At 69.7% G+C, this 23,000-nt stretch carries 26 protein-coding genes; 15 read left to right on the forward strand and 11 right to left on the reverse strand.

The genetic code is table 11. The features are described 5' to 3' along the window. Positions 1-221: 221 nt before the first annotated feature. Positions 222-1,163: an SDR family NAD(P)-dependent oxidoreductase gene (locus JNUCC0626_RS15920; protein WP_394620532.1), complete on the reverse strand. Its 942-nt coding sequence runs from the start codon at positions 1,161-1,163 to the stop codon at positions 222-224. Next, positions 1,160-2,104 carry an SDR family NAD(P)-dependent oxidoreductase gene (locus JNUCC0626_RS15925; RefSeq protein ID WP_394620533.1) on the reverse strand — a complete coding sequence of 315 codons (945 nt, stop codon included), beginning with the start codon at positions 2,102-2,104 and terminating at the stop codon, positions 1,160-1,162. The genes JNUCC0626_RS15920 and JNUCC0626_RS15925 overlap by 4 nt, the downstream gene beginning before the upstream one ends. Positions 2,105-2,212: 108 nt before the next feature. Here JNUCC0626_RS15925 and JNUCC0626_RS15930 point away from each other — a divergent pair, with 108 nt between their 5' ends. Next, positions 2,213-2,770 (forward strand): TetR/AcrR family transcriptional regulator, encoded by a 558-nt coding sequence (locus JNUCC0626_RS15930; protein WP_394620534.1) that lies wholly within the window; start codon positions 2,213-2,215, stop codon positions 2,768-2,770. On the opposite strand, the gene JNUCC0626_RS15935 is transcribed toward JNUCC0626_RS15930, so the two are convergent. Next, positions 2,706-3,176: a GbsR/MarR family transcriptional regulator gene (locus JNUCC0626_RS15935; protein ID WP_394620535.1), complete on the reverse strand. Its 471-nt coding sequence runs from the start codon at positions 3,174-3,176 to the stop codon at positions 2,706-2,708. The two genes, JNUCC0626_RS15930 and JNUCC0626_RS15935, sit on opposite strands and share 65 nt — an antisense overlap. Positions 3,177-3,241: 65 nt before the next feature. Between JNUCC0626_RS15935 and JNUCC0626_RS15940 the strand changes: the two genes are divergently transcribed. The 3 genes from JNUCC0626_RS15940 to JNUCC0626_RS15950 are packed head-to-tail and all read left to right on the forward strand — an operon-like array spanning position 3,242 to position 6,416. After that, positions 3,242-3,772 (forward strand): FAD-dependent oxidoreductase, encoded by a 531-nt coding sequence (locus tag JNUCC0626_RS15940; protein ID WP_394620536.1) that lies wholly within the window; start codon positions 3,242-3,244, stop codon positions 3,770-3,772. An 11-nt stretch (positions 3,773-3,783) separates the two neighbouring features. After that, entirely contained in the window at positions 3,784-5,298 is a 1,515-nt protein-coding gene (locus JNUCC0626_RS15945) for an alkaline phosphatase D family protein (protein ID WP_394620537.1), read from the forward strand. After that, complete coding sequence (locus JNUCC0626_RS15950; protein ID WP_394620538.1) at positions 5,295-6,416, forward strand: hypothetical protein; 1,122 nt, start codon at positions 5,295-5,297, stop codon at positions 6,414-6,416. Before JNUCC0626_RS15945 ends, JNUCC0626_RS15950 begins: the two co-directional genes overlap by 4 nt. Position 6,417: 1 nt before the next feature. On the opposite strand, the gene JNUCC0626_RS15955 is transcribed toward JNUCC0626_RS15950, so the two are convergent. Further along, positions 6,418-7,458, reverse strand: a complete 1,041-nt coding sequence (locus tag JNUCC0626_RS15955; RefSeq protein ID WP_394620539.1) for an aldo/keto reductase — start codon at positions 7,456-7,458, stop codon at positions 6,418-6,420. A 53-nt stretch (positions 7,459-7,511) separates the two neighbouring features. Here JNUCC0626_RS15955 and JNUCC0626_RS15960 point away from each other — a divergent pair, with 53 nt between their 5' ends. Then, positions 7,512-7,901, forward strand: a complete 390-nt coding sequence (locus JNUCC0626_RS15960) for a MerR family transcriptional regulator (RefSeq protein ID WP_394620540.1) — start codon at positions 7,512-7,514, stop codon at positions 7,899-7,901. A 10-nt stretch (positions 7,902-7,911) separates the two neighbouring features. Continuing rightward, positions 7,912-8,577: an MOSC domain-containing protein gene (locus JNUCC0626_RS15965; protein WP_394620541.1), complete on the forward strand. Its 666-nt coding sequence runs from the start codon at positions 7,912-7,914 to the stop codon at positions 8,575-8,577. A gap of 12 nt (positions 8,578-8,589) precedes the next feature. On the opposite strand, the gene JNUCC0626_RS15970 is transcribed toward JNUCC0626_RS15965, so the two are convergent. Together JNUCC0626_RS15970 and JNUCC0626_RS15975 are read right to left on the reverse strand one after the other, a co-directional pair. Then, positions 8,590-9,048, reverse strand: coding sequence for a hypothetical protein (locus JNUCC0626_RS15970; protein WP_394620542.1), 459 nt, complete (start codon positions 9,046-9,048; stop codon positions 8,590-8,592). A gap of 94 nt (positions 9,049-9,142) precedes the next feature. Next, positions 9,143-9,556: a protein-tyrosine phosphatase family protein gene (locus JNUCC0626_RS15975; protein ID WP_394620543.1), complete on the reverse strand. Its 414-nt coding sequence runs from the start codon at positions 9,554-9,556 to the stop codon at positions 9,143-9,145. Positions 9,557-9,674: 118 nt separating this feature from the next. Between JNUCC0626_RS15975 and JNUCC0626_RS15980 the strand changes: the two genes are divergently transcribed. The 4 genes from JNUCC0626_RS15980 to JNUCC0626_RS15995 all read left to right on the forward strand — a co-directional run bounded on the left by JNUCC0626_RS15980 (position 9,675) and on the right by JNUCC0626_RS15995 (position 14,573). Next, a complete protein-coding gene (locus JNUCC0626_RS15980) occupies positions 9,675-9,884 on the forward strand; it encodes a hypothetical protein (protein WP_394620544.1) in 210 nt (69 codons plus the stop codon). Position 9,885: 1 nt separating this feature from the next. Further along, complete coding sequence (locus JNUCC0626_RS15985) at positions 9,886-12,414, forward strand: histidine kinase (protein WP_394620545.1); 2,529 nt, start codon at positions 9,886-9,888, stop codon at positions 12,412-12,414. Continuing rightward, a complete protein-coding gene (locus JNUCC0626_RS15990; protein ID WP_394620546.1) occupies positions 12,411-13,085 on the forward strand; it encodes a response regulator in 675 nt (224 codons plus the stop codon). The genes JNUCC0626_RS15985 and JNUCC0626_RS15990 overlap by 4 nt, the downstream gene beginning before the upstream one ends. A gap of 189 nt (positions 13,086-13,274) precedes the next feature. Beyond that, the gene (locus JNUCC0626_RS15995) at positions 13,275-14,573 is read left to right on the forward strand and encodes a tryptophan 7-halogenase (RefSeq protein WP_394620547.1); all 1,299 of its coding nucleotides are present in this window, start codon (positions 13,275-13,277) and stop codon (positions 14,571-14,573) included. Here the strand turns inward: JNUCC0626_RS15995 and JNUCC0626_RS16000 are convergent. Beyond that, positions 14,536-14,976, reverse strand: a complete 441-nt coding sequence (locus JNUCC0626_RS16000; protein ID WP_394620548.1) for a VOC family protein — start codon at positions 14,974-14,976, stop codon at positions 14,536-14,538. The genes JNUCC0626_RS15995 and JNUCC0626_RS16000 overlap by 38 nt on opposite strands. A gap of 103 nt (positions 14,977-15,079) precedes the next feature. On the opposite strand from JNUCC0626_RS16000, the gene JNUCC0626_RS16005 reads away from it, so the two are divergent. Beyond that, on the forward strand, positions 15,080-16,045 hold the full coding sequence (locus JNUCC0626_RS16005) for a helix-turn-helix transcriptional regulator (protein WP_394620549.1): 966 nt from the start codon (positions 15,080-15,082) through the stop codon (positions 16,043-16,045). Here JNUCC0626_RS16005 and JNUCC0626_RS16010 read toward each other — a convergent pair. Beyond that, complete coding sequence (locus tag JNUCC0626_RS16010; RefSeq protein ID WP_394620550.1) at positions 15,999-16,664, reverse strand: Clp protease N-terminal domain-containing protein; 666 nt, start codon at positions 16,662-16,664, stop codon at positions 15,999-16,001. The two genes, JNUCC0626_RS16005 and JNUCC0626_RS16010, sit on opposite strands and share 47 nt — an antisense overlap. Positions 16,665-16,757: 93 nt before the next feature. On the opposite strand from JNUCC0626_RS16010, the gene JNUCC0626_RS16015 reads away from it, so the two are divergent. The 3 genes from JNUCC0626_RS16015 (at position 16,758) to JNUCC0626_RS16025 (ending at position 21,019) form a co-directional block, all read left to right on the forward strand. Next, positions 16,758-18,824 carry a serine/threonine-protein kinase gene (locus tag JNUCC0626_RS16015; protein ID WP_394620551.1) on the forward strand — a complete coding sequence of 689 codons (2,067 nt, stop codon included), beginning with the start codon at positions 16,758-16,760 and terminating at the stop codon, positions 18,822-18,824. 7 nt (positions 18,825-18,831) lie between these two features. Beyond that, entirely contained in the window at positions 18,832-19,569 is a 738-nt protein-coding gene (locus tag JNUCC0626_RS16020; protein WP_394620552.1) for an SDR family NAD(P)-dependent oxidoreductase, read from the forward strand. Between the two features lie 112 nt (positions 19,570-19,681). Continuing rightward, positions 19,682-21,019 carry a glycosyl hydrolase family 18 protein gene (locus JNUCC0626_RS16025; protein ID WP_394620553.1) on the forward strand — a complete coding sequence of 446 codons (1,338 nt, stop codon included), beginning with the start codon at positions 19,682-19,684 and terminating at the stop codon, positions 21,017-21,019. Here JNUCC0626_RS16025 and JNUCC0626_RS16030 read toward each other — a convergent pair. Further along, the gene (locus JNUCC0626_RS16030; protein ID WP_394620554.1) at positions 20,912-21,310 is read right to left on the reverse strand and encodes a DMT family transporter; all 399 of its coding nucleotides are present in this window, start codon (positions 21,308-21,310) and stop codon (positions 20,912-20,914) included. The genes JNUCC0626_RS16025 and JNUCC0626_RS16030 overlap by 108 nt on opposite strands. Beyond that, positions 21,311-21,625: a DMT family transporter gene (locus JNUCC0626_RS16035; protein WP_394620555.1), complete on the reverse strand. Its 315-nt coding sequence runs from the start codon at positions 21,623-21,625 to the stop codon at positions 21,311-21,313. It lies immediately after the preceding gene. A gap of 51 nt (positions 21,626-21,676) precedes the next feature. Here JNUCC0626_RS16035 and JNUCC0626_RS16040 point away from each other — a divergent pair, with 51 nt between their 5' ends. Continuing rightward, positions 21,677-22,549, forward strand: a complete 873-nt coding sequence (locus JNUCC0626_RS16040; RefSeq protein WP_394620556.1) for a 5'-nucleotidase — start codon at positions 21,677-21,679, stop codon at positions 22,547-22,549. Positions 22,550-22,554: 5 nt separating this feature from the next. Here JNUCC0626_RS16040 and JNUCC0626_RS16045 read toward each other — a convergent pair whose 3' ends face one another. Further along, positions 22,555-22,962, reverse strand: coding sequence for a DUF2625 family protein (locus JNUCC0626_RS16045; protein WP_394620557.1), 408 nt, complete (start codon positions 22,960-22,962; stop codon positions 22,555-22,557). Positions 22,963-23,000 lie beyond the last annotated feature (38 nt).

Below are 23,000 nucleotides of genomic sequence, written 5' to 3' on the forward strand. Positions count from 1 at the left end.
CCTTTCGCTTACAGGCGGCGACCCTCAGTCATTGAACCACGAAATGGTCCAGACCTCTAGCAGCGTCGGGTGCCGGGAGAAGCGAGCGCTCGGAACGCGGCGTGCTGCAGGTGCGCGCTCAATGCCGGTGGCGGGCAGGCGCCAGGTCGTGGAGGCAATGGTGCTGTGCCTCCACGACCTGGCGACTCCGTGGCCTGGTGACTCCGCGCCGCCAGCTCCGGTCAGGCGTGGGCCAGGGCCCAGAGCGTTTCCTCGGTGTGCTTCCACAGGCCGGCGGCCGACTCCGGGTCCTGGGCGTAGGCGGCCAGACCCCGGACGTGGTTGTCACCGGTGGACGGCTCCGCCTCGTTGCAGTCCTCGAAGTACCTGCCCGAGATGCCGTCGAGCAGCGGGGTGGTCGCGACCACGAGGGTGGTCGCGGCGCCCTGTTCCGGGGTCTTGCGGCGGCGAGTGGTGGAACCGCTGCGGGCGATTGCGGCCTGGAGTTGTTCTTCGGTCAGGTGGCGCTGGAGGTTGGTGGCGATGCTCCCTGGCATCAGGGCGTTCATCGTGATGCCCTCGGAGAGCCAGCGCTTGCCCGCCTCGACCCCGAAGAGGATGTTCGCGGTCTTCGACTGGCCGTAGGCCTGCCAGCGGTCGTAGGCGCGGTGGGTGTAGTGGATGTCGTCGAGGACGACGTCGCTCATCAGGTGGGCCGAGGAGCTCACGTTGACCACTCGGGCGCCTTCGGCTCGCAGCGAGTTGAAGAGGCCTGTGGTCAGGGCGAAGTGGCCGTAGTGGTTGGTGGCGAACTGGAGTTCCCAGCCCTCCGGGGTGCGCGTCAGCGGGGTGGCCATCACGCCTGCGTTGTTGATCAGCAGGTGCAGCGGGCCGTCCCAGTTGCGGGCGAACGCCTTGACCGAGGCCGGTGAGGCCAGGTCCAGACGAGCCGTCGAGATGGTCTTGTTGCCGGTGGCCTTCATCAGGGCGGTGGCCACTCGTTGTGCCGCGTCCTGGTCTCGGGCCGCGATGGTGACTTCCGCGCCTGCGGTAGCCAGGGCGCGGACGGTTTCCACGCCGATGCCCGAGGCGCCGCCGGTGACGATGGCGCGGCGGCCCGTCAGGTCGTGCTGGGACGCCACTTCGAGGGCGGTCGTGTCGAAGCCGTAGCCGGTGGTGATCATGCTTGCACCTTCAGGGTTTCCTCGGAGAGCTTCCACAGCTGGGCGGCGTGCTCCGGGTCGGTGGCGTAGGAGGCGAGGCCGTTGGTCATGCCGGGCTCGTTCGGGACGGCCTCGTTGCAGTCCTCGAAGTAGAGGCCCGAGCGGCCTTCCACCAGAGGCGAGACGGCGAGGACCAGCGTGGTGGCCGCGCCCTGTTCGGGGGTCTTGAGCTGGAGCGGGTTGTCTCCGCCGCGCAGGCGGATGCGCGCCTGCATCTCCTCCTGCGAGATGTGGCGCTGCAGGGCGGTGAGGATGCCGCCGGGCATCAGGGCGTTCATCGTGATGCCGTCGGACGCCCAGCGCTTGCCCGCCTCGACGCCGAAGAGGACGTTCGCGGTCTTCGACTGGCCGTACGCCTGCCAGCGGTCGTACTCGCGGTGCGCGTAGTGGACGTCCTCGAAGACGACGGGGCTCGAGAGGTGGCCGGCCGAGCTCACGTTCACCACGCGGGCGCCCTCCGCGCGCAAGGCTCCGTGGAGCCCCAGCGTCAGCGTGAAGTGGCCGAAGTGGTTCGTGGCGAACTGGAGCTCCCAGCCCTCCGCCGTGTGCGTCAGTGGCGTGGCCATGACGCCCGCGTTGTTGATCAGCAGGTGCAGCGGGCCGTCCCACGCGGACGCGAAGGCCTTCACCGACTCCTGCGACGTCAGCTCCAGCGGAGCAACGTGAACCGCCTTGTTGCCGGTGGACGCCGTGACGTCCGCGGCGACCAGCGCGGCCGCCTCGGCGTTGCGAGCAGCGATGGTGACCTCGGCCCCGGCGGCGGCGAGAGCCCGCACGGTCTCCACGCCGATGCCCGACGCCCCACCGGTGACCACGGCGCGACGGCCGGACAGGTCGACGCCCTCGACGACTTCGAGAGCAGTGCTCCCGAACCCGAACGGGGTGGTGATGCGCTCACTCATCTGATTTCCCCAACCTGTGTCGTACACTGAAACGGAGGTGCCTCCGGTTCGAGTTCCACCGTAAACGGAGGGGCCTCCGTTTCGCAAGTGACGTACCCCATAGGAGTGATGAACGTGCGTGCCGACGCGGTCCGGAACCGAGGACTGCTGATCGAGGTGGCGCGAGACGCGTTCACCCATCGGAAAGACGCGACGCTCGGCGCCATCGCCAAGGAGGCGGGCGTCGGCATCGGCACGCTCTACCGGCACTTCCCCACCCGCGAAGCGCTGATCGAGGCCGTCTACCGCACCGAGCTGGAGAAGCTCTGCGACGCCGCGCCCGACCTGCTCGAAACCCACTCCCCCGAAGCCGCGCTGCGGGAGTGGATGAACCGCTTCATCACCTACATCAACGCGAAGCACGACCTCAAGGACGCGCTCCAGGCCGTGATCGCGCTCGGCGTCAACCCGTTCGAGCACAGCCGCGCGGCACTGGTCGAGGCCATCACCCTGCTGCTCGCGCCGCTGCAGGCCACCGCCCAGCCGCTCGACGTGATGACGCTCGTGGTCGCCGTCTCCCAGAACGACGACAAGGATCAGGCAGAGAGGCTCCTCGACCTGATCATGGCCGGGATCCTCCACGGCGCTGAGCTTCGAACCGCTCGACCAGCACCGGCGCCTCGTTGAGCAGGAACTCGTAGAAGTCTCGCATGTACTCGAGCCGGTCGCGCGCGCGACCGGCCCCCACCGCGTCGACCCCCTCGTCCACGGCGCGCAACACCTCGTCGACCACCGAGTGCTGCCGGGTGTAGAGCGTCGTCCAGGCGTTGTCGCGCATCCGGAAGTGCTCCCGGCGACTACCGGCGACGTGGACCCGCTCGATCAGCCCCATCTGCGCGACCATCCGGACCGCACCGGACACCGACCCCGCGCTCACCCCGAGCTCGGACGCCAGGTCGGCCGCCGTCAGCGTCTCCTGCTCGGAGAACAGGAACGCCGCCAACGCGCGCGCCCCCATCCGCTGCATCCCGACGCCGACCAGCGTGAGCGCCAGCCGCTCGGCCGCCTCTTTGCGCTCTGTCTCGCCCGTCACAGGCACCCTGTCTTCAGAAATTTCTGAACGTTCGCTAGCCTCAATCCTAGGGGAAGGGGCTGGTCATGGCCACAGGACTCAGCGGCAGAGCACTCGTCGTCGGCGCCGGGGTGGCCGGCCTCGCCACCGCGCTCAGGTTCGCCCGCAGCAAGTGGGACGTCACGGTCCTGGACCACGGCACCCAGCCACCGGTCCCGATCACCGGCCCCGACCGCCACGCCGCGCGCAGGCTCGCCGCACTCCCCCACGGCCTGCACTACGAGACCCGTACGAGCCGGGTCACCGGCCTGCACCCCGACCGCTTCGGCGTCACGGTCACCTTCCACGACCACGAGGACGAGTGGTTCGACGTCGTCGTGTGCGCCCACCCCTGCTGCGAGGCGGAACGATTACCGGGCCTCTGCCTGGAAACGTGGTCGCGCGACCACATCGCCCTGCTCTACCGCGCCGTCCGCGACACCGGCCTGCCACTGAGCGCCGCCGAACTCCTCGCCGACGCGTTCGACATCCACACCGACGACCGCACGGCTTTTGCTTGGTGGGAAACCACTCTGAAGCCACACACGATTAGGCGGGCCTTTACCCGCGTTCGGTAAGCCTGCGTGTCATGACCACGTTACGGAGACGCACGTTCATCGTGGGCGGCCTCGCTGGCGCGAGCGCCGGGGTCCTCGCCCCCAGTCTGGCCAACGCGATCGGCTACCCGTTCACCCTGGGGGTCGCGTCCGGCGAACCGGCGGCGGACGGGTTCGTGATCTGGACCCGCCTCGCCCCCAACCCCCTCAACGCCGACGGCCTCGGCGGCATGCCGAACACCACCACCGCGGTCGAGTGGCAGATCGCCACCGACGAGCGCTTCACCGCGATCGCCCGCACCGGCACGTTCACCACCACCCAGGCGAGCGCCCACTCCGTGCACGTCACCCTCACCGGCCTCGAACCGGGACGCGAGTACTGGTACCGCTTCCGCGCCGACGGCCACATCTCCCCCGTCGGCCGCGCCCTGACCGCACCGGCCGTCGGCACCCAGCCCGCACTGACCATGCTCTTCGCCTCGTGCTCGCACTACGAGGAGGGCTACTTCACGGCCTACCGCCGGATGGCCGAGGAGCACCCCGACCTGATCCTGCACCTCGGCGACTACATCTACGAGGGCGCCGCCACCACCACGAAGGTCCGCAAGTTCGCCCCTGCCACGGAAATCAGCACGCTCGCGAACTACCGCGTCCGGCACGCCCAGTACAAGACCGACCCGGACCTGCAGGCCGCCCACGCCACCGCCCCGTGGCTGGTCGTCTGGGACGACCACGAGGTCGAGAACAACTACGCCAACCTGGTCCGCAACGACAGCAGCCCGGCCGGTGACTTCAAGGCCCGCCGCGCCGCCGCCTACAAGGCCTACTACGAGCACATGCCGCTGCGCAGCGCCCAGGCCCCGACGAACGAGAACATGCTGCTGCACCGCAGGGTCCGCTGGGGCAGCCTCGCCACGTTCCACCTGCTCGACACCCGCCAGTACCGCGACGACCAGGCGTGCGGCGACGGCACCAAGGTCTGCCCGGGGGCTGACGCCGCCGCCCGCACGCTCACCGGCAACGCGCAGGAGACGTGGCTGACCGACGGCCTGCGGCAGAAGCTCGGCACGTGGGACTTCCTGGGCCAGCAGGTGTTCTTCGCGCAACGCCTCGCCGCCGCCGACGGTTCCAAGAGCATGGACTCCTGGGACGGCTACACCTCCAACCGCGCGCGCATCCAGAACGCCTGGGACACCAACGGGAACAAGGGCACGGTCGTGCTCACCGGCGACGTGCACCGCAGCTGGGCCGCCAACCTCATGCAGAACTACGGCACCCAGAACCGGATCATCGGCACCGAACTCGTCACGACGTCGGTCACGTCCGGCGGTGACGGCAACGCCGCCGACAACAGCCTCAACCCGACGCTGAACCCGCACGTCAAGTACTTCAAGAACCTGCGCGGCTACGTCAAGACCCGCACCACCTCGACGCAGATGAACGTCGACTTCCGCGCCGTCGACAAGGTCACCGTGCGCGACTACCCGGTCAAGACCGTCGGCAGCTACGTCGTCGAGGCCACCAACCCCGGATTGCAGGCACCGTGAAGACACTCCTGATCGCGAGCCTCCTGCTGGCACCCGCCCCCATGACGTGGTCCACGGTCAACAGCGACTCGACCGGCGACCAGGACAACGCGTCCGTCTCGGCCTCGCGCAACGGGTACACGGCCGTCGTGTGGGAGGACGACCGCGACACCACCGCTCCCGAGGACCCGGTCCACTCCGACATCTGGATCCGCCTCTTCAAGGAGGGCGCGTCGGTCTACGAGAAGAAGATCTCCACCGGCGGCACCGGCACGTGGCGGCACTGGCAGCCGGACGTGTCGGTGCGCGAGGACGGCAGCGCCGTCGTCGTGTGGTCGGAGGACCCGGACGGCAACGGCTACTACAACATCGCCGTCCGCAACGTCAGCGCGTCCGGCACCGTCTCGGGCACCGGCACGGCCAACGCCAACTCCGACGGCCAGCAGTACTTCCCCAGCGTGGCAGCGGATCCGGACGGCCCGGGCTTCGCGGTCACCTGGGAGGACAAGCAGGGCACCGCCGCGCCGACCGTGCGCGTCAGCATGTTCGCGTCGATCAGCTCGAAGTCCTACGAGGCACTGGTCAACAACGCCGGTGGCACGCACGCCAAGCCGCAGGTGGCGATGGGCGCGGCGGGCAACGCCGTGATCGTCTGGGAGGCCGACGCGAACGTCGCCCGCAAGACCGTCACCCCGTCCGGCACCGTGAAGCAGGCGCAAACCACGACGGGGCAAGGAAAACGCCCCGCCGTGGCGGCCAACTTCAACGGCGACTTCGCCGTCGCCTGGGAGCAGTCGGGCGTCCGCGTCCAGTCGTTCACGGCCGCAGGAGTCTCCCGCGGTGCCGTGGCGAGCACGACCGGTGCGGACCCGCAGATCGGCATCGACGACCAGCTCGGCGTCGCGGTGACCACCGCCGAGGCGCAGGACGTCCACACGAGCGTCTACAACCCCGACGGCAGCACGACCGGCCGTCCCGCCCGTCAGCTCACGGTCTCGAACGCCACCGGCAGGCAGGACGAACCCGCCGTGGGCGTCGACCCGTGGGGCCGGATCACCGTCGTCTACACCGACGACAACGACGGCAACGGCTTCGACCAGATCTACCTGGGCACCGGCCTGAGCACCCAGCAGTGGTGACTCAGCGCTGATCGAGCGGCCTGCGCCGCTGATGGACCTCCGTCAGCGGCGCGGGCTTCCAGAACCCGTTGGGGTCGTAGGTGTCCACGCCCGGCGGCACGATCTCGTCGATCCGGTCCAGCACGTCGTCGGTGAGCACCAGCGAAGCGCCCTCCAGCAACGACTCCAGCTGCTCCATCGTGCGCGGCCCGGTGATCGCCGACGTGACACCGGGGTGCGTCGTCGCGAACGCGATCGCGAGCGCCGGCAACGACACGCCCATCTCGTCGGCGAGCTTCGCGAACTGCTCCACCGCCTCGAACTTGGCCGCGTTGCGCTGCATCGACTCGTCGAACCGCTCGGGGTTCAGCGACGCCCGGAACGCCTCCGGCGACGCCCCCTTGCGGTGCTTGCCCGTCAGGAACCCGCCGCCGAGCGGGCTCCACACCAGCACGCCCATGCCGAGCCGCTGCGCCGTCGGCAGCACGGCCCGTTCGATCCCCCGCGCCAGCAACGAGTACGGCGGCTGCTCGGTGCGGAACCGCATCAGCCCGCGGTTGTGCGCCACGTGGTGCGCCTCGACGAGCTCCTCGGCCCCGAACGTCGAGCATCCGAACGCCCGGATCTTGCCTACCCGCACCAGATCCGTGAGCGCGGACAACGTCTCCTCGACGTCCGTGCGGTAGTCGGGCCGGTGCACCTGGTAGACGTCGATCCAGTCGGTGCCGAGCCGCTTCAGGCTGGCCTCGACGGCGCTGATGATGTAGCGGCGTGAGTTGCCGCTGCGGTTGCGGCCCTCCCCCAGCGGGAAGTGGAACTTGGTGGCCAGCACGACGTCGTCGCGCCGGTCTTTCAGAGCCTTGCCGACGATCACCTCGGAGTCGCCCGCCGAGTACATGTCGGCGGTGTCGACGAAGTTGATGCCCGCGTCGAGGGCGCGGTGGATGATCCGCACGCCCTCCTCGTGGTCGGCGTTGGCGACGGAGCCGAACATCATGGCGCCGAGGCAGTGGTGACTGACCTCGATGCCGGTTCCCCCGAGAACGCGATAGCGCATGTTCATGCGGCGAACCTATGAAGTAGAGCCGACTCTAGGTCAAGCCTATGCTCGCAGGCATGGGGTTGAGCATCGGACAGGTCGCGGAACGCACCGGGCTGAGCGTGCACGCGCTGCGCTTCTACGAGAAGGAAGGCATCCTCGCGCACCAGGTCCACAGAGGACCGGGTGGCCGCCGCGTCTACCAGCAGCAGGACGTCGACTGGCTGCGCATGTGCATCATGCTGCGGATGTCCGGAATGCCCGTGCCGGAGATCCGCCGCTACACCGAGCTGGTGCGCCAGGGCGACGGCAACGAGTTGCAGCGCCTCGACATCCTCAAGGAGCACCAGGAACGCGTCCGCCAGCAGATGGTCCAGCTGCAGGAGTGCATGGACCTCATCACCTACAAGGTGGGCAAGTACCAGGACTACGTGAATTCCATCGCGACCAGGGCCGTCGGCCAATAACCTCGGTGCCATGCCCGTCGTGCTCTCGTTGAACGTCGCCCAGAAGACGATGCCGGTCGACTACGCCCGCACAGGCGTCACCGGCATCGACAAACGTCCCGTGGACGGGCCGTTGCTGGTCAGCCCCGTCAAGCCTCGGGGCGAGGAGGGCAGCGGCGTCGCGGGCGACGCGATCGGCGACTGGACCGTGCACGGCGGCGAGTACCAGGCGGTGTACGGCTACGCGCGCGAGGACCTCGACTGGTGGCAGTCCGAGGTCGGCGCGGAGTTCCACGCGGGCCAGTTCGGCGAGAACCTCACCACTCAGGGCGTCGACCAGACGAACGCCCTGGTCGGCGAGCGCTGGCGGATCGGCACTGCGGTGCTGGAGGTCGCGGGGCCGCGCATTCCGTGCCGGACGTTCGCGGCGTTCCTCGACCAGCGCGGCTGGGTCAGGCGGTTCACCCAGCAGGTGCGGCCGGGCGCGTACTTCCGCGTCCTCGAAGAAGGTCTGATCGGGCCGGGCGACGAGATCTCCGTCGTGCACCGGCCCGACCACGACGTGACGGTCGCGTTGTTCTTCCGCGCCGTGACCACGGAGGCCGCGTTGCTGCCCCGGTTGCTCGACGCCGGCGACTCGGTGCCGCCGGAGGTCGTCGAGCTGGTGCACAAGCGTTCCGCGGTCGACACGCGCTGACCGCGGCCGGCTTCAGGTCCGCCTGCGGCGCGCGATCTCGCCGGAGAGCCGCCGCACCTGGGTGGGATCCGCGTCCCTGGCCAGGGCGACGCAGTGGTCCATGACGGCAGGCCGGTAGCGCACCGGCAACGTCTGCCCCGGTGCGAGCCGGGTGAGCTCGGTGATCGTGAGGGTTTCGTCCGCGATGCCGCGGAACGAGAGGCCGTCGGCGGTCTCCACGTCGAACATCAGGACCACGCGCGGATTGCTGTTGACCTCCCGCCAGTCGACGAGAACGCCGAGCGCGAGCACCCCGGTGCGCAGTTCCGCGTCGCGCTCCTGCGCGTCAGCGCTCAGGAACGGGTTCGGGGCGACGCCGGGGAAGTCGGGCCCGACGCCGAGCGATTCCCGGCTCAGGTCGGGCCTGAGCTGCTCCATCATTCCGCTCACGTCGTTCAGGCCGTTGAGCTTCTTCTTGATCCACCTGAGCACCCTGCCCCCCTTGGCGGTGTCTGACAATTCCGTCGGGCGACAGTAGCGGCCGAGGGATCCGCGCCTGTCACCAAACGAAATTGTCAGACACCGCCTAGCCCTGGACCGCCGGGAAGTTTCGCACCCAGCGCTTCTGCCAGGGCGTCTCCACCGCACGCTTGTGGTAGTTGGCGCGCGTCCACGCGACCGCGTCGGCCGCCGGAACGCCCGCCAGCACGGCCAGGCACGAGATCACCGTGCCGGTCCTGCCGACGCCGCCGCTGCACGCCACCTCGACCCGTTCGCCGGACAACGCGCGGGCGTGCAGCGCGTGGATCACCGCGACCGCGGCGTCGTGATCACGCGGAAGGCGGAAATCAGGCCAGTCGATCCAGTCGTGCGGCCACGGCACGTCGACGGGCTTCGGCTGGAGGTACACCCCGTACTGGGGATGCGGCTCCACGATCCTGCCGTCGCGCAGGCCACGCCCCGTGATCACCGCGCCGTCGGGTAGCTCGATCGTCTTCATGAAACGGTCCCCCACTCAGTCGTTCCGGACGTGTCCGGTGAACTCGGGGCACCCGCGCCCGGATTACTCCGTTCGTACTAGTCTCGCCGAGTTCGCCGAAGAGTCGAAGGTGGTGGCGGTGCGACGGGGCGCCAGGAACGATCAACGGTTCACCGGGCTCACGATCCTCGCGGCCACGACCGGACTCGTCCTGTTTCTACCGCCCCTGCTGACCGCCGCGAACACCGGGGGCACCGTCGCGGGCGTGCCGGCGGTCGCGGCGTACCTCTTCTGCGCGTGGCTCGTGGTGATCGCGCTGGTCGCGGTGCTCGTGCGGCGGTCGGGCTGACGTGCTCCAGACCTGGTTCCTCGTCACGGTCTCCGTCGCCTACCTGGCCGTGCTGTTCGCGATCGCGTTCTACGGCGACCGCAGGGCCGACGCGGGCCGCAGCATCGTCGGCCGCGGCACGATCTACGCCCTGTCCCTGGCCGTCTACGCGACGTCGTGGACCTACTACGGCAGCGTCGGCCGTGCGGCGTCCACGGGCGTGAGCTACCTGTCGATCTACCTCGGGCCGACGATCATGCTCGCGCTCGGGTGGCTGGTGCTGCGCCGGATCATCCACATCAGCCACCGGCACCGCATCACGAGCCTCGCCGACTTCGTGTCCGCCCGCTACGGCAAGAGCGTGCGCCTCGGCGGGCTGGTCGCGGCCATCGCGGTGGTGGGTGTGGTGCCGTACATCGCGTTGCAGCTCAAGGCGGTCTCCACGACGTTCGAGATCATCCGCCGTGCGCCCGCCATCACGCCGTCGTCCTCGCTCGGCCAGGTGCCGGTGCTGGAGGACACCGCGCTGTACGTGGCGTTGCTGCTGGCGGGCTTCACGATCCTGTTCGGCACCAGGCATCTCGACGCCACCGAACGCCACGAGGGCATGGTCACCGCGATCGCGTTCGAGTCCGTGGTGAAGCTCGTGGCGTTCGTCGCGGCGGGCATCACCGTGACGTGGGGGCTGTACGACGGGTTCGGCGACCTGTTCGGTCAGGCGTTGGACGCGGGCCACGCCGAGTTGTTCACTCTCGGCGACTCGACCGGCACGTGGGTGTGGCTGAACGTGTTGTCGCTCTTCGCGATCGTGCTGCTGCCGCGCCAGTGGCAGGTCGGCGTCGTGGAGAACGTGGACGAGCGGCACGTCAAGCAGGCGATGTGGATGACTCCGCTCTACATGTTGCTGATCAGCGTGTTCGTGCTGCCGATCGCGGCGGCGGGCCTGCTGCGCTTCGGTGACGGCGCGGAGGCGGACACGTTCGTGCTCACCGTGCCGATGGCGGCGGGCTTGGATGCGTTGGCGCTGCTGGTGTTCGTCGGCGGGCTGAGCGCGGCGACCGGCATGATCATCGTGGAGACCGTGGCGTTGTCGACGATGGTGTCGAACTCGATCGTCGTGCCGATGCTGCTGCGCCGCGGCTACTCGGGCCGTCTCGCGCGGCTGATCCTGGTGACGCGGCGGCTGTCGATCGTCGGCGTGATGCTGCTCGGCTACGCGTACTTCCGGCTGGCGGGCGAGAGCGCCGCGCTGGTGTCGATGGGGCTGGTGTCGTTCGCGGCCGTCGCGCAGTTCGCGCCCGCGATCCTCGGCGGCCTGTACTGGAAGGGCGGCACCCGCGACGGCGTGGTGGCGGGGCTGGTCGCCGGGTTCGGCGTGTGGACGTACACGTTGCTGCTGCCCAACTTCGCGGCCACCGGCTGGGTGCCGACGGCGTTCCTCGAGCACGGGCCGTTCGGGATCTCCGCGTTGCGCCCGGAACACCTGCTCGGCGTGGCGGGCATGGACAACATCAGCCACGGCATGTTCTGGAGCATGCTGGTGAACGCGGGCTGCTACGTGGTGGTGTCGTTGCTGGGCCGCCCACAGGCACGCGAACAGGCGCAGGCCGTGCTGTTCGTGGACGCCCTGAACGACCCGACGCGCCCGCGCCTGTGGCGCAGCCGGGTGCCGGTGTGCGCGCTGTACGAGGTGCTGGCCCGCTCGCTCGGCCACCGCGCCGCCGCGAAGGCCCTGGGCTCCGCAGACTTCTCGTCCACAAAGGACGCCGACCCGGAACTGGTGCACCACGTGGAAACCGTGCTCACCGGCGCCGTCGGCGCGGCGTCCGCGCGGATCATGCTGACCTCGATCGCCGGCGAGGAACAACTCGGCGTCGAGGAGGTGATGGAGATGCTCGACGAAGCCTCGCAGGTGGCGGCCCTGGAAGAACGCCAACGCCTGGCGCGCGAACTCCACGACTCGGTGTCGCAGTCGCTGTTCTCGATGACCCTGCACACCAGAGCCGTCGAACTCGCGCTGCAGAAGCAGGGCGGCGACCCCGACGGCCCCGTCGCGCGCGGCATCACGTCGTTGCGCGGCCTGACCCAGGACGCCCTGGCCGAGATGCGCGCGTCGCTCTTCCAACTCCGCCCCGACGGCCTGCGCGAGGACGGCCTGGCCGAAGCGATCCGCAAGCAGTCCGCCGCGATCGCCTCCCGCGAGGGCGTCACGATCGCCGTCGAGGCACCCGGCTACCGCCTCGGCCTGGACGACCGCGCCGAGTCCGAGCTGTTCCGCGTGGTGCAGGAAGCCGTGCACAACGCCGTGAAGCACGCCAGCCCGCGCCGCATCACGATCACACTGCTCGAAGAGCACGACGGCGTGATCGTCGAGGTGGCCGACGACGGCACCGGCTTCGACCCGTCCGCTCCGCGCGCGAACGGCATGGGCCTCGTCAGCATGCGCGAGCGGATGAAGCGGATCGGTGGCGGCCTCGTCATCGACAGCGGCCCGGCCGGATCCACGGTCCGCGCGGTGCTGCCCCCGGCGACGGCAGGAGCACGACCATGACCCCCTTCGCCCCTCTGCCCCCGCTGGACACCGCGATCCCCATCAGGGTGTTCCTCGTCGACGACCACGCGGTGGTGCGCTGCGGCATGCGGGCGTTCTTCGAGATGCTGGACGACATCGAGGTCGTCGGCGAAGCAGGCGACGGCGAAGCGGCCCTGGCGGCGCTGGCGTCCCTGGACGAGCTACCGGACGTGGTCCTGATGGACCTCCTCATGCCCCGCCTGGACGGCATCAGCGCCACCAGGGCCATCAAACAGCTCTACCCGCAGGTGGAAGTGGTCGCGCTGACGTCGTTCTCCGAAGCCGAACGCGTCCACGTGGCCCTCGAAGCAGGCGCTGCCGGCTACCTGCTGAAGGACGCCGAGGCAGACCAGGTGGGCGCCGCGGTTCGGGCGGCGACGCGCGGCCAGGTGCACCTCGACCCGGCGGTGGCCCGCACGCTCACCCGATCGCTGGCCGCGCCGCAGCGTTGTTCGCTGACGCCTCGGGAGCAGGAGATTCTCGTGCACGTGGCGCACGGCAGGTCGAACCGGGACATCGCATCGGCCCTGGTGATCTCGGAGCGGACGGCGCGCACGCACGTGTCGAACGTGCTCGGCAAGCTGGGGCTGGCGTCGCGGACGCAGGCGGCCTTGTGGGCGGTGCGGGAGGGGCTGGTGAACGACGCCTGACCAGCGCGCGGGCGCTTGGGCCTGGGTGGAGATCGCGGCGAGCAGGGGCCGCCGGGTTCCGGGACTGCAGGCTCGGCAGGCGGAGGCTGGTGCCGCGCACACCGGACTCCCGGCGGGGACGTTGGGTCCCGGGAACACGGGACTCTTGGCGGGTTCGCTCGGGGCGCGGGCTCTGTCAGAGTGGCCGCCATGTACTCCGACCGGGCGCTGGTCATCGGGGCCGGCTTCGCGGGACTGCTGGCGGCGCGGGTGCTGGCCGAGTCGTACGGCGACGTCGTGCTGGTCGAGCGCGAGGTGATCGGGCCCGGGTTTCGGGCCGACCTGCCGCAGGCGCATCTGTTGTCCGCGCCGGTCATGGGGGTCGTGGAGGCGCTGTTTCCCCGGCTCGGGCTGGAGTGGGAGGACGCCGGGGCGGTGCGGGCCGATCTCGGGAGTGATCTGCTCGTGCGGTTGCCGGGTGGGTGGGCTCCTCGGGAACACATCGGGGTCGAGGTGCTGGCCGCCAGTCGCGGGGCGGTCGAGCTCGGGATTCGGCGACGGCTCGGGCGGTTGGCCAACGTGTCCGTTGTGGACGGTGTGGTGGTCGACGGGCTGTTGCACGATCGCGGGACGGTCACCGGGGTGCGCGGGTGGCGCGGGGATCGGCCGTTCACCGACTACGCGGATCTGGTGGTGGACGCGTCCGGGCGGGACGGGAAGCTCGTGTCGTGGCTCGCGGAGTTCGGGGTGCGGTGTCCGGCGCCGGTGATCGTCAACGGACGGGTGGCGGTCGCGTCGCGGCTGTACGAGGTCAATCGGGATCTGGGGCTGGACTGGAAGATCGCGTGCGAGGTCACGCGCGCGCCGTTGGCTCGGCGTGGGGCCGTGGTGTCCTCTGTGGACGGACTGCGGTGGCTCGTCACGCTGGTGGGCGCGGACGGGGACGTGCCGCCGGTGGACGAGGACGGGTTTCTCGACTTCGCGACGAGCCTGCGGTGCCAGGAGGTCGCGGAGATCATCAAGACGGCCGCGCCGGTCTCGGAGATCCGGGGCGCCTCGAACCTGCGGAGCCGCTCGAACCGCTTCCACCAGGTGACGGACTGGCCGCGCGGGTTGCTCGCGCTGGGGAACTCGGCGGTGTCGCTCAATCCCGTGCGCGGGCACGCGTTGACGCTCGCCGCGGTGAACTGCGCGGACCTGCGGGCGTTGGGGCGTGAGCACGACCTCGCGCAGGAACCGCCGGTGTTCCACCGCGCGGTCGCCAGGGCCGCGCGGATTCCCTGGCAGGCCACCACTTCGGCGGATCTCGGCTGGCAGTCGAAGAAGCTGCCGGCCCGGACGCGGGTGGCGCGCTGGTACGCCGACCGCCTGGTGCGCGCCGTTCCGGAGAGCCGGCGGGTGCACCGGGCGTCGGTGCGGGTGGCGCAGATGCTCGATCACCCGGTGCGGTTGTTGCGGCCGGGCGTGCTGGTCACGGCGTTGACGCGGGGCCGGTCGGACCAGGCGTGACGCGCGGGCGACGTTCTTCGGCGATCGCGAGGTAGTGGACGTTCGTCATGACGCCCAGGATGTTGCCGAACGGGTCGACGACCGACGCCGTCACGAAACCCTCGCCGCGCACCCGCGGTTCGTCGTGGACCTTCGCCCCCAGTGCGAGCAACCGGGCCAGCGTCGCGTCCAGGTCGTCCACGGCCCAGTAGAGGATCTGGCCCGCCGGGCCGTCGGACGGCGTCACCTCGAAGCGCCGCTGCACGATGCCCAGTTCCGCCTGGAAGTCGCCCAGCCGGAACTCGACGTAGGCGAGCACGCCGTCCGGGGTGCTCCGCTCGAAGTAGGCGTCGACGCCCAGGAACGCCGCGTACCAGTCGCGTGCCTCGGTCAGGTCGTCGGCGAAGTAGGACACGGTCGACATGCCTCGCAACATTGCTGCCTCCGGAAACTTTTTGGGCGGTGTGGTTTTAGCTTCGGCCGTAAAGTGCTCATCTTGTGAGCACTTTTCTCGGGAACCTGGAGACATGCGCGCAGACCGTCTAGTCGCCACCCTGTTGCTGATGCAGGCCAGGGGCCGGGTGACCGCCGCCGAACTCGCCGCGGAGCTCGAGGTCTCCATCGCGACCGCCCGACGTGACCTGGAAGCCCTGTCCGCGGCGGGGGTACCCGTATACCCCCAACCGGGGAGAGGCGGGGGCTGGGCGCTCGTCGGTGGTGCCCGCACGGACCTGAGCGGGCTGACGTCGGCCGAGGCGCAGGCGTTGTTCCTGGTCGCGGGACCTGCGGCGACGGTGGCGCCGGAGATCAAGTCGGCACTGCGCAAGCTGGTCCGCGCGTTGCCGCAGACGTTCCGGGCGGAGGCCGAGGCCGCCGCCGACTCGACACTCGTCGACACCGCCGCGTGGGGCGAGGACACCCAGGACCGGCCCGCGCTGGTCAAGGGCCTGCAACTCGCCGTCGTCAAGCAGGTGCGGGTGCGGCTGACCTACCAGAAACGGGGCGAGGCACCGAAAGGGCGCGAGGTCGACCCCTGGGGGCTCGTCGACAAGGACGGCACCTGGTACTTCATCGCCGGCACCCCGGACGGCCAGCGGACGTTCCGGCTCGATCGCATCCTGGGTATGACCCTCACCGGCACCCCAGCCCGGCGACCAGCGGACTTCACCCTGACCGGGGCGTGGGACGAGGTCGTCACCGCCGTCGAGGAGAAGCGTTCGGAGACGGCGACGGCCGTGCTCGTGCCGACGAGGTTCCTGAAGGTCTTCCAGCACATGCACGGCCGCCACTGCACGGTCGTCGAGGACCTCGGTGAGCGCACGAAGGTCGAGCTGACGGCACCGACGGCGCTCGACCTCGCCCGCAACGTCGCCGGGTGGGGCGGGCTGATCGAGGTCGAGTCGCCGGACGTCCAGGAGCACCTGGCGCGCATCGGAGCCGAGCTCGTCAGCCGATACCCGCCTGCTGCTCCAGCCGCGTCAGCCGAGTCATGATCATCTCCAGCACCTTGGCCGCGTCCTGGCCCGCCTTCTGCTGCTTCTGCAGGTGGATGATGCCCGCGAGCGCCGTCTGGACGGCCCGGCGCGTGCCCTTGAGGTCGGCGCCCTGGTCGCGCAGTTCCTGGCCGCCGGTGCCGTTCGGTTCGGCGAGGATGCCCAGCAGCAGGTGCTCGCAGCCCAGGTAGTTGTGGCCGAGCGCGATCGACTCGGTCACCGCGAGTTCGAGCGCGGCGGCCGCGTCGTCGTCGATGCCGGTTTTCCGGCCGAGGTCCACGGGAATGAAAGTGGCGAGACTGTCCGGGTTGATGTCGATCGCGCGGAGCACGTCGAGCGCCAGGTTCCCGTCTTCCCGGACGATGCCGGCCAGGAGGTGCGTGGTGCCGATCTTGACGCCTTGGGCGAGCTCTCCGGCTATCTGGAGCGCTTTCCAGGCTCGTTCGGTGACCTGCGGGAAGTTCTCGCGTCTGAGATCGGTGACCGTGAGCCCCCTGATCGCGACGATCCGCTTCACGGAGCCTTCGAGCGCGCGCTGACAGATCGCCGAGACGGGGATGTTCATGTCCTTCACGGACTCCGCCAGCTCGTCAGGGAGGTACACGTTGATTTTCGGCATAACCCCATATGTACCCCCATATAGGGTTACAGTCAACGCCCAACGCCACAACCGTCACACTTGTGAGTGATCAGAGGGGACGGGTGCACAACCGTGGAGGAGAGCAGCAGGCTCATCGGGAGCCGCTACCAGTTGAAGCAGAAGGTCGGCCAAGGCGCGATGGGAGTCGTCTGGCAGGCCTACGACGAGCAGCTCCACCGCGTCGTCGCCGCCAAGGAACTGCTCGCGCTGGACGGTCTCGACGACGCCAGGGTGGATCGTGCGAAGGCCAGAGCCATGCGCGAGGCCCGCCTCGCCGCCCGGCTCGAGCACCCGAACGCCATCCGCGTCTACGACGTCGTGGAGGAGGACGGCAGGCCCTGGCTGATCATGGAGTACCTCCCCTCCCGCAGCCTCGCCGCCGTGATCACCGAACAGGGCACACTCCCGCCGCGCGAGGTGGCCCGCATCGGCTGCTACACCGCCGCCGCACTGGCCGCCGCGCACCGCCACGGCATCCAGCACCGCGACGTGAAGCCCGGCAACGTGCTGATCGGCGACCAGGAAGTCAAGATCACCGACTTCGGCATCTCCCGCGCCACCGGCGACTCCACCGCCACCGCGACGGGCACCGTCGGCACCCCCGCCTTCTTCTCCCCCGAGGTGGCCCGCGGCGAGGACGCCGGCCTGCCCTCCGACGTGTTCTCCCTCGGCGCGACGCTCTACAACGCCGTCGAGGGCGGCCCGCCCTTCGGCACCGCCGACAACCACCTCGCGATGCTGCACCGCGTGGCCGGCGGCTCGATCATGCCGCCCGCCAACGCGGGCCCCCTCCTGTCCCCCGTGCTGTTCCGCCTGCTCGCGACGGACCCCGCGCGGCGCCCGAGCATGCAGGAGGCGGTGCACCTGCTGGCGGCCGTGGTCAACGAGACGCCACCGGTGTCCGAGGCGACGGTGATCATCCCGGCGACGGTGCAGCTGCCGGTCGAGGCGCAGCCGGAGGAGAAGGCCAAGCAGGAGTCGGCGGCTGCGGCGGCCGGACTGGTCGCGGGTGCCGCGGCGGCCGAGGCTGCCGGGCTGGTGAGCACGCCTGGGCCGGGAGCGGCGGCCGAGGCGGGTGCGGCAGGCACGGCGGCCGAGGCAGGTACCGCGAGCACGGCAGGTGCGGCCGACTCGACGGATGCGGCAGGCGCGGCGGCTGGAGCGGCCGAGGCCGCGAAGGGGGCCGGGCAGGGGGCCGATGCGGGGAACCCGTCGGCCGGACCGGCAGCGGAGAAGGCGGCTGCCGAGAAGGCAGACGCTGGGGAAGTCGCGGCCGAGAGCTCAGCGGCGAAGGCAGTGGCAGGCAGCGCAGCCGCCGAAAAGGCAGCCGCCGAACGAACTGCTGCCGACAAAGCAGCCGCCGACAAGGCAGCAGCAGACAGGGCCGCGGCCGAGCGAGCAGCAGCCGAGCGGGCGGCTGCCGACAAGGCAGCGGCCGAGCGCGCCGCCGCGGCGGCCGCGAAGGCCTCAGCCGCGACCAAGGTCGCCTCGCCCTCCGTGGCCACGCCTGTAACCCCTGTCAGCACCCCACCCGGCCCCCCGACGGACCAGGACGGGGAGCGGCGGAAGTTCCCACTCGTCCCCATCCTCATCGTGCTGCTGGTGATCGCGGTCGGCGTCGGCTCGTTCCTGTTGTGGCCCAAGGGCAGCGGCAACAACAACGCCAAGTCGCCGGAGAGCAACGGTCAGACGGGCTCCACCACGACGGGTCAGACCACGGGGCAGACGACCGAGCAGTCCCAGCCGCAGCAGCCGGGCAGCAGTCAGACGCAGCCCCCGCCGAACACCGAGACGCAGCCGCCCGCCAACACCCCGAGCCAGCCGCAGGCTCCTGCCGGTCCGAAGAACGCGCAGGAGGCGATCACCGCCTACTACGCGCTCATCCCCGGCAACCTGCAGGAGGGCTACTCGCTGCTCACGGACCGGTTCAAGGCGTCCAAGGCGGGGTCCTACGACGCGTACCAGCAGTGGTGGAGCAAGTTCTCCAGCGTGCAGGTCTCGAACCCCGTGCCGCAGGGCGACAACGGCATCACCGTGACGCTCACGTACTTCAAGGGCGGAGCCGTCGACCGGGTCGAGCCGGCGACGTTCACGTTCGTGCAGCAGAACGGCAAGTGGTTGATCGACAGTCAGGCATGATCGTGGCATGACCCGACGCGCACTCGTCACCGGAGCATCCCGCGGCATCGGCGCCGCGATCGCCCACGCACTCGCGGACAGCGGCCACCGGGTCGCGGTGCACTACCGCTCCGGGGCCGAGGAAGCGAAGGCCGTCAGCACCGCGCTGTCCGGGGACGGGCACGTCACCGTGCAGGGTGACCTCGGCGCGAACCAGGCCGAGAAAGTCGTGAACGAGACCGTCGAGAAGCTCGGCGGTCTCGACGTCCTCGTCAACAACGCGGGCGTCTACTTCCTCCACCCCATCTCCACGACGAGCTTCGAGGAGTGGCAGGAGGCGTGGCGGCGCACCATCGAGCTCAACCTCTACGGGCCCGCCGACCTCGCCTGGCACGCCGTGCGGCACATGGGGCCGGGGGCCAGGATCGTCAACGTCGGGTCGCGGGGTGCGTATCGGGGTGAGCCTGATGCCCCCGCTTACGGAGCGGCGAAGGCCGGGCTGCACGCGATGACGCAGTCGCTCGCGCAGTCGTTGGCGCCGCAAGGGATCGCGGTCGCGGGCGTGGCGCCGGGGTTCGTCAACACCGAGATGGTCACCGAGCTCATGGCGGGACCGGCGGGGGACGCCATCCGCGCGCAGAGCCCGTTCGGGCGCGTCGCCGAGCCCGAGGAGGTCGCGTCGGCGGTGGCGTGGCTGGCTTCGGAGAAGGCGACCTGGGCCAGTGGCACGATCATGGATGTGAACGGGGCCTCTCACCTGCGCTGACAGGGACATCGCCGACCGGAACGAGTTCCGGTCCCTAGTTGATCTTCCAGCAACCGGTCTAGACCACTAACGTCGCGGTGGGCGCTCGACGAAGTGGAAGGCCTCCCCTGCAATGCGTTCATTCCGCTCACGCCTCGGTGCCGCCGGCCTTGCGCTGGCCGCCGCCGCGGCGACTTTGACAGTCATGGCGCCTGCCGCGCAGGCCGCCTACCCGGCCGGGTTCAAGAGCGTCGGCTACATGCCGTCGTGGTCCGGCGATGTGAACACGCTTCCGTACAACAAGCTGACGCACATCAACTACTCGTTCGTGCTGCCGAACGGCAACGGGACGCTCCAGGGCGTGCCGGACCCCGGGAAGCTGCAGACGCTCGTGAGCCGCGGTCACGCCGCCGGCGTGAAGGTCTCGATCGCGATCGGTGGCTGGAACAACGGCAACGACTCGGCGTTCGAGCAGCTGGCCGGCAACGCCGGTTCGCGGACGACGTTCGTGAACAGCCTGGTCAACCTCGTCAACCAGTACAACCTCGACGGTGTCGACATGGACTGGGAGTACCCGGACCCGGGCCAGTCGGCGAACAACTACACGGCGATGATGCGTCAGCTCGGCACTGAGCTGCACAACCGCGGCAAGCTCCTCACCGCGGCGGTCGTCAGCGAGGGCGGCACGGCCAACGGCGTTCAGCCCGAGGTCTTCGGCATCGTCGACTGGCTGAACATCATGGCCTACGACGGTGGCAGCCCCCACGCGAACTACGACTGGTCGATCAACTCGGTGAACTTCTGGAAGGGCCGCGGGCTTCCCGCGAGCAAGGCCGTTCTGGGCGTTCCGTTCTACAGCCGGCCGACCTACATCTCCTACCGCGACATCGTCGCGGCGGACCCGGCCAACGCCAACCGCGACACCTACAACGGCAACTCCTACAACGGCTTGCCGACGATCCGCCGCAAGACGCAGTGGGCGCTGTCGAACGCGGGCGGCATCATGAACTGGGAGCTCTCCCAGGACACGACCGGCAGCACCAGCCTGCTCAACGCCATCTGGGAGACCGCCGGCAACGGCAACCCCCAGCCTCCGACCGGCGGCACCATCACCGGCTTCGGCGGCAAGTGCGTCGACGTGGCAGGGGCGAACTCCGCCAACGGCACCGCGGTGCAGCTCTACTCCTGCAACGGCACCAACGCTCAGCAGTGGACCCGCAACGGCAACACGTTGCGCTCCTTGGGCAAGTGCCTCGACGCGTCCGGCACCGCCAACGGCGCCGTGACGCAGCTGTGGGACTGCACGGGTTCCGGCAACCAGAACTGGACGCTGGAGTCCAACGGCCAGCTGCGCAACGCGGCGTCAGGACGTTGTCTCGACGCCACCGGCAACAGCTCCGCCGACGGCACCCGTCTCCAGGTCTGGGACTGCTTCGCCAGTGCCAACCAGCGCTGGGCCATCAACGCCTGATTTCAGGAACTTCAGGCCGATGACGCAGGCGATGATCCCGGTGAGGAACACGATCTTCCACGCGGAGACCACCTCCTCGCCGGTGATCATCGCCCACGTCACGGTCAGCGCGGCGCCGATGCCGACCCACACGGCGTAGGCGGTTCCGATCGGAATGCGTTTCATGCCATAGGAAAGCCCGACCATGCTCAGCGTTCCGGCGACCAAGAAGAGGACATAGGCCTCTTTGGACAGTGCCGTCGCCCAGACCGCTTCGAGCACAGCGCTTCCCAGCAACACGGCCCAGTACATCTAGCTCACCACCTTCAGGCCCACGACGCAGCCGACCAGGGCCGTCAGCACCAGTGCGCGCTTGACGTCGAGCTTCTCCTCGCGGCGCAGCACCGCGACGAGCACCGTGAGCACGGCTCCCACGCCGACCCACACCGCGTACGCCGTGCCGACCGGGATTCCCCGCATCGCCCACGCGAGGCCGACGACGCTGGCCGTCATCGACACGGCGAACACCACCACCGGCCACGGCCGGCGGAAACCCTTCGACGCCGCGAGCGCCGTGGCCCACACGGCCTCCAGCACCCCGGACGCGATCAGCACCACCCAGTACATTGGTACGACCGTACCAGAAAAACCCGCAGCGGGCGTCTACGATCACGTGATGTGGCTCCCAGCCTGGAAAACCTGCTGGTCGTAGGCGTCGCGTCGAGCGCCCTGTTCGACCTGTCCACCTCGGACGCCGTGTTCGCGTCCGAGGGCAAAGAGGCCTACCGGGCCCACCAGGAAGCCCACCTCGCCGACCCGTTCGCGCCGGGCGTCGCGTTCCCGTTCCTACGCCGCCTGCTCGACCTCAACACCCTCGCACCGCTGGTCGAGGTGATCGTGCTGTCGCGCAACTCCCCCGACACCGGCCTGCGGATCCTGCGGTCGGCCGCCCACCACGGCCTGAAGATCAGCCGGGCGATCTTCACCGAGGGCCGCGCGCCGCACGAGTTCATGCCGGCGCTGAACATGTCGTTGTTCCTGTCCGCCAACGAGAACGACGTCCGCAAGGCCACCCTCGCCGGCATGCCCGCGGGCCAGGTGCTCACGTCGTCGTTCCAGGACGACGACGATCCGGCGCTGCGGATCGCTTTCGACTTCGACGGCGTGCTGGCGGACGACGCCTCGGAACGCATCTACCAGGCCGGCGGGCTCGACGAGTTCCAGCAGCACGAGGCGTCCAACCTCGTCACGCCGCTGGATCCGGGGCCGCTGCGGAACTTCCTCGCGGGCGTGAACCGGATCCAGCGCCACGCCGAGGATCGCGTTCGCGTGTCGGTGGTGACGGCCCGGTCGGCTCCGGCTCATGAGCGGGCGATCAACAGCCTCAAGGCGTGGGGGCTGACGGTGAACGACGCGTTCTTCCTGGGAGGGTTGAAGAAGGCGCCGATCCTGGACGTGTTGAAGCCGCACATCTTCTTCGACGACCAGCGCGGGCACCTGACGCAGACGGTGCCGTGCGTGCACGTGCCGTTCGGCGCGATCAACGAGTAGTCAGCTCACGCATCGGGATGGTCCTGCGGCTGGTGCTGGCGAGGTCCTCCCTCCCTTCCTTCGACCACAACGGCGGGAAGAACGACAGCCCGTCCCGAAGTAGACGACCTGCCCCGGCTCACCGGGACGGCCGAACCGCGCGGGGTCCACGCCGTTCCAGACGAACTCGCCATCGCGCCACCGGACCCGCCGTAGACGCGCAACCAGCCGTCGGCCAGGACCAGGCCGCCACTGTTGAGCACCACGGCGCCCAGCAACGACCGCGCGGTCACCTGCAGTTGCAGCAACGCTGAACGGCACGCGTCGGCATCGGGAGGAAGCACCACACAGGAGGTCGACCCCTCGGCGACGGCCTCCAGCACGAGCGGCCAGCCCGGATCGTCCACATCGGTCAGTTCGGTGATGTCCCACACGAAGATCCCCCAAAGAAAAGGCCCGGCCATCCGAGGAC

Source organism: Lentzea sp. JNUCC 0626 (genome assembly GCF_043632865.1).
Lineage (GTDB): Bacteria > Actinomycetota > Actinomycetes > Mycobacteriales > Pseudonocardiaceae > Lentzea.